Origin of the sequence: Nostoc sp. UIC 10607 (assembly GCF_047228265.1) — a bacterium.
Taxonomy (GTDB): domain Bacteria; phylum Cyanobacteriota; class Cyanobacteriia; order Cyanobacteriales; family Nostocaceae; genus Nostoc; species Nostoc foliaceum_A.
In genome coordinates this window covers 40,923-54,739 of the sequence record NZ_JBIQNW010000034.1, presented here as the reverse complement: position 1 = coordinate 54,739, position 13,817 = coordinate 40,923, and the positions used below count along the sequence as shown (strand labels likewise).

The window sequence follows — 13,817 nt, the reverse complement described above, 5'->3', positions numbered from 1 at the left end:
GAGTCATTCATCCTGAAAAATATTAAGTTGAGTATTTCCCTTTTTTTTATACTCAGTAATACTAGTGCAGCAAGTTATATATATTACTAGTTTCAGTCTAGTTATGGAGAATAAAAGTCATGATTAATCTAAGTAGAAAAAACTTTGAAACAAGATATTAAACTCAAACTAATCTGCATAATTATTTAAGATGTAACTCATATCACGACTTATTCATAGGGAAATCTGAATATTTCATTAAATAAGTGATTTTGAGTATTTATGCCGTTGCCATTTAATGAAAGTTATATTACCTTCTTATAGGAAATAGAAAAAATATATGTAATGTAGAATACACGGGTAGTTACGAGCCTTTAGAACAGATGTGAATAGGGTATCGTTACTTTGGTGTGGAATAAGCGTAAAGTCTTTTTAAGAAATTTTTGACTTGCTAAAAAAAGCGTTACATAGCCAAAGCCCCTATTTGAGAAAGGTTTCGCCCTTAAAATTGGAATTGGAATTAGAGAAAGCTGCCAATAATTACGCTAAAACCCTGATCCCCAAGCCAAAAGGTTCGTGTTAGTCTGTTGCAGTTATAAATAACAAAGTGAAAACGGAACGAGTTCGAGTTTTTCAGAAGGGAATTCACTTTCATTAGTGAAAAATCCCGCGAGTTATAAAACTTAAGTTCTACAGTCGCTTTAAAAACGGACGCATGAATCAAAGACATTTGTGGATTATTGTTACCCTCTCTATGGCTGTTTTGGGCATACCCTCAGTCGGTTGCACTCAAACCACCAAGGGGAATGCGCTAGCTTCCCAAAAATCACCTGCCCCTGAAGTGGTGAAGGTGGGAGAGTACCAATCCAGAGCAGGGAAACAAACCTTGGATGCTGTGATTACAGAAATTCATCCTCACAACATTAGAGGACGTAAGGCGGCAACCCTTTTTATCCGAAATATACCTGTTCTGACCTTTTTGAGTTCTGTATCAAATACGAATCTTGAAACTAAAAAAGTTGGTGAAATTCGAAATACTAGGGGCGTACAATCGTACGCCCTTATTGCTAGCAATTCATCAAATGGACTAAATGCTGGGAACGTAACAGATGTGAGTAACCAGATTAGCTACGGTGACAATGACCCGGTTCAGATAGCTGGTGTAATAGCAGCTAAGATCAACCAGTTGAATCGGGAAAATGTAGACGGGAGTAAGATTAGCGTAAGTTGGAAAGCAGGGGAAAAATCTACTGCGAATCAAGCGCAAAACAAAAGCGCCCCTCTCCAGCAAAATGGCGATCGCTATATAATCAAAATTAATGGCGAAGAATTGGTCGAAATCAACGAAGGTACACGACTAGCAGATAGCACTAACAATCTGGCGCAAGATGCATTGCAAGCAACCAATCGCCTGCGGAGGCTACTAGGCAATGCATCTCCCTTAAAAGAGATTGCTAATTTACCAGTGCGTCAACCAATATCAATGCCAAAGCAGCCTCAACAAATTGCCCTAGGCTCGGTGCGAGCCACCTTGAGAGGTATAGCTTCTTTTTATGGCTATGACTTTGCTGGTAATCGTACTGCTAGCGGCCAAAGATTCAACCCTGAAGGAATGACTGCCGCTCATCGCAGCTTACCCTTTGGTACAAAAGTCCGTGTAACCAACACCCGCAATGGTCGTTCTGTAGTGCTGCGAATTAATGACCGAGGCCCATTCATTCGGGGTCGAGTCATTGACGTGTCTACTGGCGCAGCTCGCATTTTGGGAATGATGGGCAGTGGCGTGGCACCAGTACATATTGAAGTTTTGGGGAAATAATTATAAGGGAGTAGGGACAGAAGAAGGGAATAGGGTACAGATTATTCCTATCACCTGTCACCTATCACCTGTCCCTTAACCCCAATTTCCAGTTCCGTATCACTTAATTCCCCTAGTTCAATCATCTCTTCCCTCTATTTCAGATATAAACTAACGGGGGAGGGATCGATAAGAACTAGGGGTATTTTTGTGCGCCTGCTGACAACAGTGGCAGCTTTACGCTGCTATTTAACTAAACACTGCTCAGAAAAGAAGCTAATTGCGGTTACTGAGGATCTGAGACTAGATGAGATGGCTGGCTGGTATCAGACGGCAGTCGGTCTGGTGCCAACAATGGGGAATTTGCATCAAGGTCATTTAAGCTTGATCCAACGGGCGCGACAAGAAAATTCTACGGTGATTGTGAGTATTTTCGTCAATCCCTTGCAATTTGCTCCTAATGAGGATTATCAACGCTATCCCCGCACTTTAGAGCAAGACCAAAAACTTTGTGAACAAGCTGGGGTAGATGCCATTTTTGCACCAACTCCTGAAGAGATGGCAGTTCCCCAGAAGAGTATACAAGAATCAAAGGTTACACAAGTTATCCCCCCATCTGCTATGATAACAGGCTTGTGTGGTCGTTCTCGGCTAGGTCACTTTCAGGGTGTCGCTACGATTGTGACCAAACTTTTCAACTTGGTACAGCCTGACCGTGCCTACTTTGGTCAAAAGGATGGTCAGCAACTGGCAATTATTAAACGCTTAGTAGCTGACTTAAATTTGCCAGTAGAAATTGTTGCTTGTCCAACAGTGCGGGAAGCGTCGGGTCTTGCCTTCAGTTCTCGTAATCAATATTTGACTGCAACAGCAAAAGAGCAAGCAGCGGCATTATATCGCGGCTTGCGACGAGCTGAAGCTGCATTCATTGCAGGCGATCGCAATAGCAACAAGTTGATAGCAGTGGTACAGCAAGAAGTGGCTATAGTCAGCACGATTTTAGTGGAATATATTGAATTGGTTGAACCGACTACGTTGATGTCTTTAGAAAAAGTTGAGGAGGAAGGAATGTTGGCGATCGCAGCTCGTCTTGGGTCTACACGTTTGATTGACAATATCATATTGCGCGATCGTCAACCCATTATCGCCATTGATGGCCCAGCCGGGGCTGGAAAATCCACAGTGGCGCGTCAAGTCGCAGCAAACCTGGGTTTAGTGTATTTAGATACAGGAGCAATGTACCGGGCTGTTACTTGGTTAGTACTGCAAAAGGGCATTGCCTTTGATGATGAGTGTGCGATCGCTGAATTAACTAACCAGTGTAAAATTGAACTTACTCCTACTCAGGATTTACAATCGTCCGTGCAGGTTTGGATTGACGGTACTGATGTTACCCAGGCAATTCGCACGATTGAGGTCACATCTAAAGTATCTGCGATCGCCGCACAAAGCGCTGTCCGTCAAGCACTGGTTAAACAACAGCAAAATTGGGGTAAAAAAGGTGGTTTAGTGGCTGAAGGTCGTGACATCGGTACTCACGTTTTCCCTGATGCCGAAGTGAAAATCTTCTTAACTGCTTCTGTGAGTGAACGCGCCCGTCGCCGCCAGGAAGACTTTAACAAACAAGGTCAACCCGAAGTGAGTTTAGAGCAGCTGGAACGAGATATTGCCGAACGTGACTGGAAAGATAGTACACGCAAAGTTTCTCCTTTGCAAAAAGCTGCCGATGCGATCGAAGTTCAGACCGATGGTCTGAATATTTCTGAAGTCACAGCACAAATTGTTGATTACTACCAGCAGCGTTTATCTTAGTGGTAATCACCGCTATTTGCTGTTAGTTTTTTAGTTCAAAAGGGTGGTAGATGAGTAATTATTCACTTACCATCCTTAAAACTGCATCCACCAGAAACAGCCCAGAAACAAAATAAATAATTTTCAAACTTTTAGTCTCGTATTCTAAATTTTATATTTTTTCAGTACTAAATCATCACACTTTCGACTGATACCTCACGTCTCAATTAATCTTGCTACAGATAGAAGCCAGAAAGCTTTAATTCCTAAATGCTAAGTAAAAAGCAGTTTTTGCTGGAGGTAGAAGGACGGCAGTTAATCCACTTGGGGAAACCTCAAGATGGTACTACCTCAATAAGCTAAAACCTTCTCAGGAAGCTGATTTCAGTGGTTGGCATTTTACGTTTAATTATGCCTACTTAATTACTTATTGGTCTTTAAGCTAGGAAATATTAGCCATTTTTATTTATAGTCATTATTTACTAGCGATTTGACTTATTGGACGAGTACTTTGTTTTTATCTTCACTTTGGTAGTAAAATGACGATGTTAAGTTTTATGTTTCATCATTAAAGACATAAAACCCCAAAAATAAAAGCTGTTAATTTCCTAAGCTTCTGTAATAGCTTAAAACTAGAAACCGGTAAAGAGAGGATTTGACACAATGGCATTTGTACAGCCCCCACTACCCTTCGACATTAATGCTTTAGAGCCACATGGCATGAAAGCTGAAACTTTCGAGTATCACTATGGCAAGCATCACAAAGCATATGTAGACAACCTCAACAAGCTCACTGAAGGTACAGAACTTGCTGATAAGTCTCTGGAAGAAGTGATCAAAACTTCCTTCAAAGATTCCTCTAAGGTGGGAATTTTCAACAATGCTGCCCAGGTTTGGAACCACACCTTCTTTTGGAATTCCTTGAAACCAGCCGGTGGCGGCGCACCTACTGGTGATCTCGCAGCCAAAATCGATAAAGATTTTGGTAGCTTTGACAAATTCAAGGAAGAGTTCTCTAACGCGGCTGCAACTCAATTCGGCAGTGGATGGTCTTGGTTGATTGATGATGGTGGGACGCTGAAGGTGATTAAGACACCAAATGCAGAAAATCCACTAGCTTATGGTCAGAAGGCACTCCTAACCTTAGATGTTTGGGAACACGCCTACTACATTGACTACAGAAACGCCCGTCCGGCGTTCATCAAGAATTTCCTAGAAAACTTGGTCAACTGGGACTTTGCTGCTGAAAACTTGGCCAAAGCTTAATTAATTGTCAGTTTTAAACTGGCTGCTATACATGTTAGCAAGCTGCTACCCTACCTTTTGGAAACAGTAAAGTTAAATGTGTATACATGGCTTGTGCCAGACTATGTAAAGTATAAACAATCAGTTAATTTACAAAAGTTGAAGCAGAAAGCCCAGCAAGAAAAGGGAGAAATTAAAAAGAATTTCTCCCTTTTCCATTCTTCAGTGGCGGGATGGGCAATCACTTGAATAAAAGTAGTTAAATGAAAATCAAAATATAAAACATTATGGATAGCAAAGAACTAGCGCAATACATCGAAGCAACGAATAGCATCACTAAACCTTGGGTATTGGTACAACTGCGCCTCCAGAAATTGCAAGAGCGTCGAGCGACTCTTACAAACGATGTCTACACCAAAGAATTAGAAGACATTTACAAAGACTTGATGAATTTAGGGGAATGGTGGCGTGGTATTGAAGATGAGGTATTTTAAAGTTAGGAGTTATGAGTTTTCCTAACTTTTAACTCTTGCACAGACGCGATTAATCGCATCTCTCCTAACTTCTAACTTAAAACGCAACCTGATGGCTCAAGCTCTCGATCAAGTCGATTACGATACTCTCGATGCCGCAAAACGACGCTTCATCGATGCTGCAAAACGCACGCTTGGCTTTGCAAGCGCCTATGGCATTGTGCCCGCATCGGGTCTCGGAGCAAGTGCTAACGCTTTCAGCTTCAACCTTGCTCCATTTATAGAGGCGGGAGCTAGAGAACTTTCTATGACACTTGTCCCGGAAGGACTGGGCACCGCAGACGATACTCGACCTGACGACCTTTCCGAAGAAGAGCTTCGACGCTTCTGGTGGAATATCGGTATCAAGATCATCTCGTGTCTTACGAATGATGCTGCAACATCAGGTATGCAGACTATACTTCTCGGTTTATATCTGCCATCGAGTACTCCTGAAACGATATTTACCCCCGCGTTCCTTGATGGGTTTCTTGATGGAGTGGTTGAGGCGTGCAAACGAGTGGGGTGTGTGTACCTCTCAGGAGAAACTCCTCAACTAAAAACGAAGATGATTCCAGGTCGGCTCGACATCGCAGGCTCGGTTTTTGGGGTTATGCCGGCTGGTGTCGCTCCCATTGATAGCTCGCGTCTAGATGCCGGAAATACTATTGTTCTCGTCGAAAGTTCGGGGCCCCATGAGAATGGCTTTACCCCACTGCGAAAGCTTGCTGAGTCTCTCCCTGATGGCTACAGAACAAAACTTCCAAGTGGGCAGGAGTTCTGGGAAGCGATGAATGCCGCTTCGTATCTCTACACGCCGCTTGTGCAGGCGGTGCTCGGTGAGGGAATTTGTCCCACCGCAATGGAGAACATTACCGGCCATGGCTGGCAGAAGCTGATGCGGTCGGTGAAGCCGCTCCGGTACGTCATCGAAACGATGCTCCCAGTGCCAGAGATATTTACCTTTGCCGAGGGTCATCTTGAGGGCGGGGCAGCAATGATGCTTTCCGTGTTCAATTACGGAGCAGGATTTGCATTTTATACAGAGTCGGTGCAGGATGCAGAGAGGATCGTTATCCTCGCAAGAGAACATAAGCTTTCGGCTGTGATTGCCGGAAAAGTTGAAGCGTCTCTTGCCCGCGAGGTTGTGGTAAAACCGCTTGGAATCACCTTGAAGGGAGATTCTTTTGGGATTGCGCGAGGGGTATAGTTAGCCGCAAGCGTAGGCATAGCCCGTCGTAGACATCGCTAGTTTTCTTGGAGCTATTGTGGACAATTATCCATTTTCAATCACTGCGATCCCTGCGGCGGGCTACGCCTACGCTGAAGTAATTACTAGTTAGATAATTTTAGTGTAATTACCGTTATAAACAGTATTTTTTACACAATATATAAAGCCACATCTTAGGCTTGCTAGAGAAAATTACTCTCCTAAGCCTTTAAACATAAGCCATTTCACACAAATACTATAAGCCTATTTATAAAATTTTATATGCAATATTTTTTACTACTTATATTTTAAGTAGTCCAAATTACCCATGACTACTGAGGTTAAGATTTGCTAACGTAGTCTTAACATATTGAAAAATTTGCTGAAAAAGCTGAGAAAGTAGCCACCAATACTAATTTACAGTGTTGGAGGTTTCTCATCTGTAGATAGGGCGTTTTAGTGTGTTAAAAATATATATTTTTATTCAGAGGGGGTTATGGCTGTAAATTTGGCCCGGACTACTGCTTCCACAGAACTTTTGAAGCAAGTATTCCAGAACATTGATGCACAAAGTTGTCCAAGGTTATTTAACTTTCATATGCACACTGTCTACTCGGATGGGAGGTTGCAGCCGATTGGATTGATGGAACAGGCGATCGCTATTGGGCTAAAAGGGTTAGCCATCACCGATCATCATGGTATTATCGGCTATCAAGCTGCACAATCTTGGTTAGAAGATTGGAAGTGGAGTAATCCTGGTGCAAGTACTCCTTACCTGTGGAGTGGCGTGGAAATTAATGCCAGCCTTTTGGATATAGAAGTTCACATTTTGGCTTACGCTTTTACACCAGAACACCCTAGCATGAAGCCTTATCTCCAAAGAAGGCCGACTATAGGCCAAGAATATCAGGCAAGTAACGTGATTGCCGCTATTCATGAAGCTGGGGGATTGGCAGTTCTGGCTCATCCGGCTCGTTACAAGCGATCGCATTTTGACTTAATTCCAGCTGCGGCCCAAAAGGGTATCGATGGTGTGGAAACTTTCTACGCCTACAATAACCCTAACCCTTGGCAACCCAGCGTATTGGAATCAGAACAAGTGCAAAAATTGGCTGATGAATACTTTCTTTTCAATACCTGTGGTACTGATACCCACGGTTTGAGCCTGCTACAACGTTTGTAAAGATGAATCAATTTTTTTGAACTCTCCTGGTTTAATCTGCCAGGAGGTTATTCGATTTTCGATTTTCGATGAATTTATCAAAGGACTATAGCCGATTCTTGGTGGGAATCACAATCATCGAGAAATAGGGTACTTCGGCTGGATCAACTTCATCTAAGGGTACGATGCGTTGCTGTGAAGTTGATGCCCGCTCAATATATCTTGCCCGTGATGCTAGCCCTAATTTATGCAGGATATCTCGTACTTTGGTAAAATGACGACCCAACTTCATAATTGCAGCGGCATCAGTCATCAGCAGATGTGTAGTCAGTTCTTCTGCGGGTAATGGGGCAGGTAGCACCGTGAGGATATCGGTGTAGTAGGTGAACGGGACACCCAAGGCTACTGGACAAGCCATCAGCGAGGAAACTCCGGGGACAACTTCTGTTTCGTACTGGTCACATAACCGCGTGAACAGGTACATGAACGAACCATAGAAAAATGGATCGCCTTCACACAGCACCACGACATCTCGACCGGCTGCTAAATGGTCGGCGATTGGTTCAATTTCCTTGTCATAAATAGACTTTGCCTTTTCTGGCTCCAAAGCGCGGGGGAGGTGAAATAGCACCTCGATTTGATGGCCAGGAAGATATTGCGCCACGATCGCTCTAGCAATACTTTCTTTATCTGTTGCTGATTGATAGGCTACCACAGGAGCCGCACGTAATAACCGCAACGCTTTCAGAGTCAATAGTTCGGGATCGCCTGGGCCGACACCAATTCCATAAAGACGACCTTTGGTTTTCATATTCATTCTTCCTCCGTTGCCAGGGCGTTAACTGCTGCGGCTGCGATCGCACTTCCACCACGCCGACCATGTAAGGTCAAAAATGGTACATTTCTGCTATCTGCTGCTAGTGCTGCTTTCGATTCTGCTGCACCGACAAACCCAACTGGAAAGCCTAAGATAATAGCAGGTTTAGGCGCTCCTTCATCGAGCATTTCTAACAGCCTAAACAGTGCTGTGGGTGCATTGCCAATTGCGATCACTGATCCTTCCAGGTGCGATCGCCATAATTCTAAAGCTGCCGCCGACCTTGTAGTATTTAGACGCTGGGCAATTTCTGGCACTTCCGGCTCGTTGAGGGTACAAATAACTTGATTGTTTGCAGATAACCTTCGCCTGGTAACGCCATCGGCAACCATCCGACAATCGCACAGAATCGGCGCTCCCTGTGCTAGTGCTTCCCTTGCGGATTGCACCGCTGTGGGGGAATATGCCAAGTCAGGAACAATATCCGTCATCCCACAGGCATGAATGAGACGTACAGCAACTTTTGCTACATCTGGTGGCAGCACATCTAGGTTTGCTTCTGACCGGATGATTGCAAAGGAATTACGGTAAATTTCGTTGGCATCTCGGATGTAGTCGGGCATTAAATTTGGGATTTTAAATTTGGGATTGACCAATGAAAATCGAAAGACTCAGATTCCCGACTTTTCCAATAACTTGGGAATCTTGTTGTTCACGAATGATTTAGGAATAATTTTAAATAAATCCTGTAATTGGGCGATCGCATATCGATTAGCAAATTTCCCAAAGGACTCATCAGAATTTAGGCGTTGATTTTTATATACATATAGCATCCGCTCTATGAATGCAGGTAGTTCGGCAAAAGTTACATATTGATATATTTCACGTCCGGATTTCTGCTTGCTGTCACCAACATAAATGTGATAACCCTCCACAGTTCCATTGTCAGCCTCAATGCTGACACCGAGCAGAGTAATATCACTTTTGCTATGCTGGGCGCAGGATTTTTCGCAGCCGCTGAAGTGGATATTAACAGGGCAATCTAGAATGACGCGAGTTTCAAGATACTCTGCTAATGCCAATGCATGATCCTTGGTGTTCGTAGCAGAAGCAGCACAACCCTTTTTTCCAGAACAGGCAACTAATGCACTCTTGATGTTGGTTGCTGAGAAATCTAATCCTAAGCAAGCAATTTCTCGCTGGACATCGCCAACCCATTGCTGAGGAATATCAGTTAGCAACAAATTTTGCCAAGGGGTTAGCCTGAGAGTTCCACTGCCATATTTTGCTGCTAAATCTGCTAAACCCCGCATCTGTCTACTCTCCAATCGCCCAAGGGGCAAGACAACACCAAGGTAAAATAAGCCTTTCTGACGTTGGGGGTGGATGCCAATATGCTGATAGCTAGCATTTGACCTCTCTCCCAAACCCTCTCTTTGCAAAAGAGTAGAGAATTTCTCCCCCTTCCCTTGCAGGGAAGGGGGTTGGGGGGTTAGGTCATTTCTTGCTTCACTGCATAAAAGAGGGAAAGGTAGACGCTGCTTAACTTCCTGGAGATAATTTTCACAACCCAAAGTATTCAATAACTCTAAGAGACGTAGCCGACGCTTACTTGTAGTATTACTATGAGCTAGATAGACATCTGTCAACGCTGCCAAAACGGGCAAACATTCCTCTGGTGGTAACAATATTCCCATATCGCTGGGCGGTTGACCCTTTGTCCCTACACTGAGAGAGAGGCGGAAGTAAACATTACTGTTAACTAAGACAGCAGCAAATAGGATATCATTCAAGCGATCGCACACCCGAATTATCCCACCACCATCAAAGCAAACGCTAAATTTTGCTGACAGTCCCGAAAGGGCCGGATGTGCAGCAATATAATGATCCCAACCTTGGACAAAAGGGCGAGTGTCGATTAATTCTTGCGGGTCGATACCAGCAGTAGGGCTGGTCATAATATTACGAATATGGTCTACAACAGGATTGTGAGAACCGAGTCCTATACTCTGTAAATACTTTAGAACTTCAGTATTTATCCCCTTGTGGATTTCGCGGACTTGTAGATTAGCTCGATTAGTCACATCCAGATAGCCGCCACCGTGCTGTTCTGCTATATCTGCGATCACACGGCACTGCTGACTACTAATAATTCCACCTGGTATTCTAATGCGAGATAATATACCATCTGCGGCGGGTGTAGCATAAAACAAGCCAGGACAAGTGGCAAATCCAGAAAGCAAACTTGGAACTCCTTCCCCGTGCAACGCAGGGAGTAGACGCTGAGTGTGTATTGAGGACATCTTGAGGGTTGGCATTCTGACTTGGGTGATCCCATCACAGCTGCGGCACAGTCCCGGAATTTCACCGGAGTTTCCCAACTCCAAGCTTTAGTAATTTAGCACGAGAAGGTAGTCAGAAAATTTAATGCTTCATAAATTTTGCCATTTGTAAGCTGTAACTAGCAGATTGCTTCATCAGTTGGATCTGCGATCGCAAAATGAAACGTTGGCAGAAGAAGCGATCGCTAGACATTACAATATAACAATTGAGCTATTCAAAAACATAATTTTGGGCCACTTTCCAATAGCGCGAGAACCGCTTCAGGTCAATATAGCCATCATATTCAAAAAATGGTTCTACCTCAAGCACTTCCACTGCTATAGAACCCTTTATTTGATTGCAGATATCATCAAACCGGGGACTGGGACTGTTGGCTGCGACGACTAAATTCGCATCATGTTCTTTAGCAAAAGCTAAAATTTCTTGTGCCACATTACCGCGACGGATAACAACAGGTAACTCTAGCAAGCATTCGTATATGAAGGTGAGACGTTTGATACTCAGTTTCCATTCATCTATCAAAGCCTCGTCCCAAACCCAGATAGCTGGGACATCGGGATATTTTTGCAATACAGGGTTGTATGGACTGAGGCAATCTCCATGTATCCAAACAATCGGTTTATTCATACTCCCACTTCTGATAATAAAGCTTCCATAGCTTCCCAAGAAAGTCCTTGTTGAATATAACGGGGTGCTTCAGGATTGTAAGGACTGGCTACTCGGTCAATGTTGAGGATGTTTGCTCCATCTGGCAAAACTGGTACATCTGCATCAAATGCCGTAGGGCGCATCAAAGAACTGGAAAAGCCTTTGAAAACAGCAATGGTATCTTGCTCATCAGCAATTTCCACCGTTACAAGTAGGACTTCTTGGGGGCGTTTAGCGGTGTATTGTTCCAGTCGCTTGCCAATGGAATTCATGTTTTTAAAATTAGAGGTACTGTGGGCAGCAAAGATTACTGTGGTGTGGCTGAACGTCCCTGCTTGCCCAGCTTAATCAGAACAAAATAGCTTAAGTAAAGCACATAAATTACTAAACTAGTTATGCCAAGAAAACCTAAGAACTCAGCCTTGCTATTAGCATGGAAATATTCTTTGAATAGCAACGGAGCTTCAAACCAGACACGACAATAGGCAGTCTTTAGCATATTGGCAGAAAAAGCACAACCCAAAAAAGGGATAAAGGCTAGTGCACTCAAAAAACAATAAACAGTTGTAGCCCAGCGCCAAGAGGTAAAAATCAATTTCAAAGAGCCACTAGTTTGATACTCAATTTCATCATTAATATCCACCCAGAACCACAGCGAAATCGGGATCAAAATCTGAGCTATCAACCCAGAGATAAAGCTAACTGGATACTGGGCAATCATTAAGTAAATAGTGATTGCCATTAGGCTTGATACTCGCCAATATATAGCTAACAAGCGTTGTATGCCTTCTGCTTTTTGCACAAATGCCCAAATCAGGAGAATTAGCGGAATAATTACCAGGAATAATACTGCCAGTCGATAATCAATCCAGACGAAAGGGCGAAACCAAACGTTATAGTCCATAATTTTTCTCAAACGATAAATAAAACATTTTTAACCAAGAGCAAGTATCTATAACTGACAACCCTGTAAGCTATTAGCTAGCAAGTAGTCTATCTATATTACATAACAGTTTAATCAAAGCACAAAGCTTAGTGTCTAGCCTCAAGACTGTGCTCTAACTTCTTTGTACAAGCAAGTGGCTCCTCAATTCATTACTATTTCACGAAATTTATACTATAAACACGATTGTAGGGACATATAGAATGTCATACGTGTCAAAAACCCTTTTCAATCCTCGTTTCCAGCCTCAGGCTGGAAATGCTGCTCCTGGTGGCTCTGCCGCCAGTAAGGGAGGCGACAGCCCCAACGAAGGGCATTCCCAGTCAGAGACTCTTGACGAGACAATCCTAAAAGCTGTTTCTAGAATCGTTTTTTCGTTAAATTGACACCAAAAACATTCTATACACCTCTACAGCCAATTCATTTGTTGCAAAGATTTGTGCAAAAGGTATTACATAGTAAATTTTTTAATTTACTTTCCTCAATCTCTCTATTTAGCAAAAAAAAACAAGCAACTCAAATATCCTCAACTTAGATTTTGCACCTACGTGTAGTAACGCTAGGGAGCCTGTTCAAAACCCACCCAGCGGCTATATACTCGATACTCCCGGACAAAAACCCAATTTTTTTGGGTATAAAGGTTTCCTTTTAAGATAAAAACTCTCAAAGTTTAACCTTTATACATCCTTAACTCCAGATATTTCACCAATTTTTTGCCCGTTAGGGAAAATTATGAAAGAAGGAGAGGAAGATTTTAGGCGGGAGTGAGGTAAAAGTGCTAAATCTCAGTAAGTAAATCTTGGTTGCTTGCTGACCAAAGGGACAGAAAATTCACTTGTCTCAATATTTAGTCGTCGTAAACCCGGCATTCAATTGCATCTGGGTTGTCATCACAATACTGTTCTAGAGAATTCTTTGGCTTGCTTTGGCGCTTGTGGGAAGCTTCGGCTTGCAATTCTTCTACTGCATCCCAAGCAGCAGCACACTCTGGTGAGCCGCTACCGCTAATGTCACAGACAGTACGCGCTTGCTCCACTTCTTCTTGGATTTTCTCTTGGATGTCGCTCTTTGCTGTTTCTTGGATGTTGGTCATTGCTTTAGTCTCGTTGTGTGTTGTTAATACTAGTATAGAAAAACTTCAGAAATGGCAGATTTTAGCTTGATTACTAACCATTCTAACCACTTAGCTAATAAGTTAGTATTTTAGCCTATTGATTTATAACCATTACAGTAAACTGCCGCATCTATAATGCATTCATCTTTATTTTTTAAGATTTTGTGGAATCGGTACCATAGATAAACAATCATACAATATATTTAGATGCATCTATTAGGAATGACAACCCCAACTTCTTGGGATAAAGGAGAC

General features: G+C 43.0%; 14 protein-coding genes and 1 riboswitch. Of the genes, 7 read left to right on the top strand and 7 right to left on the bottom strand.

Going from position 1 to position 13,817, the window contains the following annotated elements; genetic code table 11:
* The first annotated feature begins 694 nt into the window (after positions 1–694).
* From ACEYW6_RS23815 to ACEYW6_RS23790, 6 genes are all read left to right on the top strand, one after another.
* Positions 695–1,798, top strand: coding sequence for a septal ring lytic transglycosylase RlpA family protein (locus tag ACEYW6_RS23815; protein ID WP_412981697.1), 1,104 nt, complete (start codon positions 695–697; stop codon positions 1,796–1,798).
* 189 nt (positions 1,799–1,987) lie between these two features.
* Positions 1,988–3,589 (top strand): bifunctional pantoate--beta-alanine ligase/(d)CMP kinase, encoded by a 1,602-nt coding sequence (locus ACEYW6_RS23810; protein ID WP_412981696.1) that lies wholly within the window; start codon positions 1,988–1,990, stop codon positions 3,587–3,589.
* 642 nt (positions 3,590–4,231) lie between these two features.
* Complete coding sequence (locus ACEYW6_RS23805; RefSeq protein WP_190894228.1) at positions 4,232–4,834, top strand: superoxide dismutase; 603 nt, start codon at positions 4,232–4,234, stop codon at positions 4,832–4,834.
* A gap of 266 nt (positions 4,835–5,100) precedes the next feature.
* Complete coding sequence (locus ACEYW6_RS23800; protein WP_190894227.1) at positions 5,101–5,307, top strand: hypothetical protein; 207 nt, start codon at positions 5,101–5,103, stop codon at positions 5,305–5,307.
* 91 nt (positions 5,308–5,398) lie between these two features.
* Positions 5,399–6,535, top strand: a complete 1,137-nt coding sequence (locus tag ACEYW6_RS23795; RefSeq protein WP_412981695.1) for an AIR synthase related protein — start codon at positions 5,399–5,401, stop codon at positions 6,533–6,535.
* 496 nt (positions 6,536–7,031) lie between these two features.
* Positions 7,032–7,718 (top strand): PHP domain-containing protein, encoded by a 687-nt coding sequence (locus ACEYW6_RS23790; RefSeq protein ID WP_412981694.1) that lies wholly within the window; start codon positions 7,032–7,034, stop codon positions 7,716–7,718.
* 85 nt (positions 7,719–7,803) lie between these two features.
* On the opposite strand, the gene ACEYW6_RS23785 is transcribed toward ACEYW6_RS23790, so the two are convergent.
* The 6 genes from ACEYW6_RS23785 to ACEYW6_RS23760 form a co-directional block, all read right to left on the bottom strand.
* Entirely contained in the window at positions 7,804–8,508 is a 705-nt protein-coding gene (locus ACEYW6_RS23785) for a precorrin-2 C(20)-methyltransferase (protein WP_412981693.1), read from the bottom strand.
* A 2-nt stretch (positions 8,509–8,510) separates the two neighbouring features.
* Complete coding sequence (locus ACEYW6_RS23780) at positions 8,511–9,137, bottom strand: precorrin-8X methylmutase (protein ID WP_412981692.1); 627 nt, start codon at positions 9,135–9,137, stop codon at positions 8,511–8,513.
* Positions 9,138–9,185: 48 nt separating this feature from the next.
* Entirely contained in the window at positions 9,186–10,817 is a 1,632-nt protein-coding gene (gene cobG / locus ACEYW6_RS23775) for a precorrin-3B synthase (protein ID WP_412981691.1), read from the bottom strand.
* Positions 10,806–10,938: riboswitch (cobalamin riboswitch) on the bottom strand. It overlaps the preceding gene by 12 nt.
* A 129-nt stretch (positions 10,939–11,067) precedes the next feature.
* Positions 11,068–11,484 carry a hypothetical protein gene (locus ACEYW6_RS23770; RefSeq protein ID WP_412981690.1) on the bottom strand — a complete coding sequence of 139 codons (417 nt, stop codon included), beginning with the start codon at positions 11,482–11,484 and terminating at the stop codon, positions 11,068–11,070.
* Positions 11,481–11,777 carry a hypothetical protein gene (locus ACEYW6_RS23765; protein ID WP_323199601.1) on the bottom strand — a complete coding sequence of 99 codons (297 nt, stop codon included), beginning with the start codon at positions 11,775–11,777 and terminating at the stop codon, positions 11,481–11,483. The genes ACEYW6_RS23770 and ACEYW6_RS23765 overlap by 4 nt, the downstream gene beginning before the upstream one ends.
* A 35-nt stretch (positions 11,778–11,812) precedes the next feature.
* Complete coding sequence (locus ACEYW6_RS23760) at positions 11,813–12,409, bottom strand: DUF3177 family protein (protein WP_412981689.1); 597 nt, start codon at positions 12,407–12,409, stop codon at positions 11,813–11,815.
* Between the two features lie 242 nt (positions 12,410–12,651).
* Between ACEYW6_RS23760 and ACEYW6_RS23755 the strand changes: the two genes are divergently transcribed.
* Positions 12,652–12,834, top strand: coding sequence for a hypothetical protein (locus tag ACEYW6_RS23755; protein ID WP_412981688.1), 183 nt, complete (start codon positions 12,652–12,654; stop codon positions 12,832–12,834).
* Positions 12,835–13,295: 461 nt separating this feature from the next.
* Here ACEYW6_RS23755 and ACEYW6_RS23750 read toward each other — a convergent pair whose 3' ends face one another.
* On the bottom strand, positions 13,296–13,541 hold the full coding sequence (locus tag ACEYW6_RS23750) for a Calvin cycle protein CP12 (protein ID WP_190894217.1): 246 nt from the start codon (positions 13,539–13,541) through the stop codon (positions 13,296–13,298).
* Between the last annotated feature and the right edge of the window lie 276 nt (positions 13,542–13,817).

Bases quoted from the DNA above. Each gene is read 5' to 3' on its own strand.
- ACEYW6_RS23785 (WP_412981693.1), bottom strand. From the start codon at position 8,508: ATGAAAACCAAAGGTCGTCTTTATGGAATTGGTGTCGGCCCAGGCGAT.
- ACEYW6_RS23750 (WP_190894217.1), bottom strand. From the start codon at position 13,541: ATGACCAACATCCAAGAAACAGCAAAGAGCGACATCCAAGAGAAAATC.
- ACEYW6_RS23805 (WP_190894228.1), top strand. From the start codon at position 4,232: ATGGCATTTGTACAGCCCCCACTACCCTTCGACATTAATGCTTTAGAG.
- ACEYW6_RS23760 (WP_412981689.1), bottom strand. From the start codon at position 12,409: ATGGACTATAACGTTTGGTTTCGCCCTTTCGTCTGGATTGATTATCGA.
- ACEYW6_RS23815 (WP_412981697.1), top strand. From the start codon at position 695: ATGAATCAAAGACATTTGTGGATTATTGTTACCCTCTCTATGGCTGTT.
- ACEYW6_RS23790 (WP_412981694.1), top strand. From the start codon at position 7,032: ATGGCTGTAAATTTGGCCCGGACTACTGCTTCCACAGAACTTTTGAAG.
- cobG (WP_412981691.1), bottom strand. From the start codon at position 10,817: ATGTCCTCAATACACACTCAGCGTCTACTCCCTGCGTTGCACGGGGAA.
- ACEYW6_RS23770 (WP_412981690.1), bottom strand. From the start codon at position 11,484: ATGAATAAACCGATTGTTTGGATACATGGAGATTGCCTCAGTCCATAC.
- ACEYW6_RS23800 (WP_190894227.1), top strand. From the start codon at position 5,101: ATGGATAGCAAAGAACTAGCGCAATACATCGAAGCAACGAATAGCATC.
- ACEYW6_RS23755 (WP_412981688.1), top strand. From the start codon at position 12,652: ATGTCATACGTGTCAAAAACCCTTTTCAATCCTCGTTTCCAGCCTCAG.
- ACEYW6_RS23795 (WP_412981695.1), top strand. From the start codon at position 5,399: ATGGCTCAAGCTCTCGATCAAGTCGATTACGATACTCTCGATGCCGCA.
- ACEYW6_RS23780 (WP_412981692.1), bottom strand. From the start codon at position 9,137: ATGCCCGACTACATCCGAGATGCCAACGAAATTTACCGTAATTCCTTT.
- ACEYW6_RS23765 (WP_323199601.1), bottom strand. From the start codon at position 11,777: ATGAATTCCATTGGCAAGCGACTGGAACAATACACCGCTAAACGCCCC.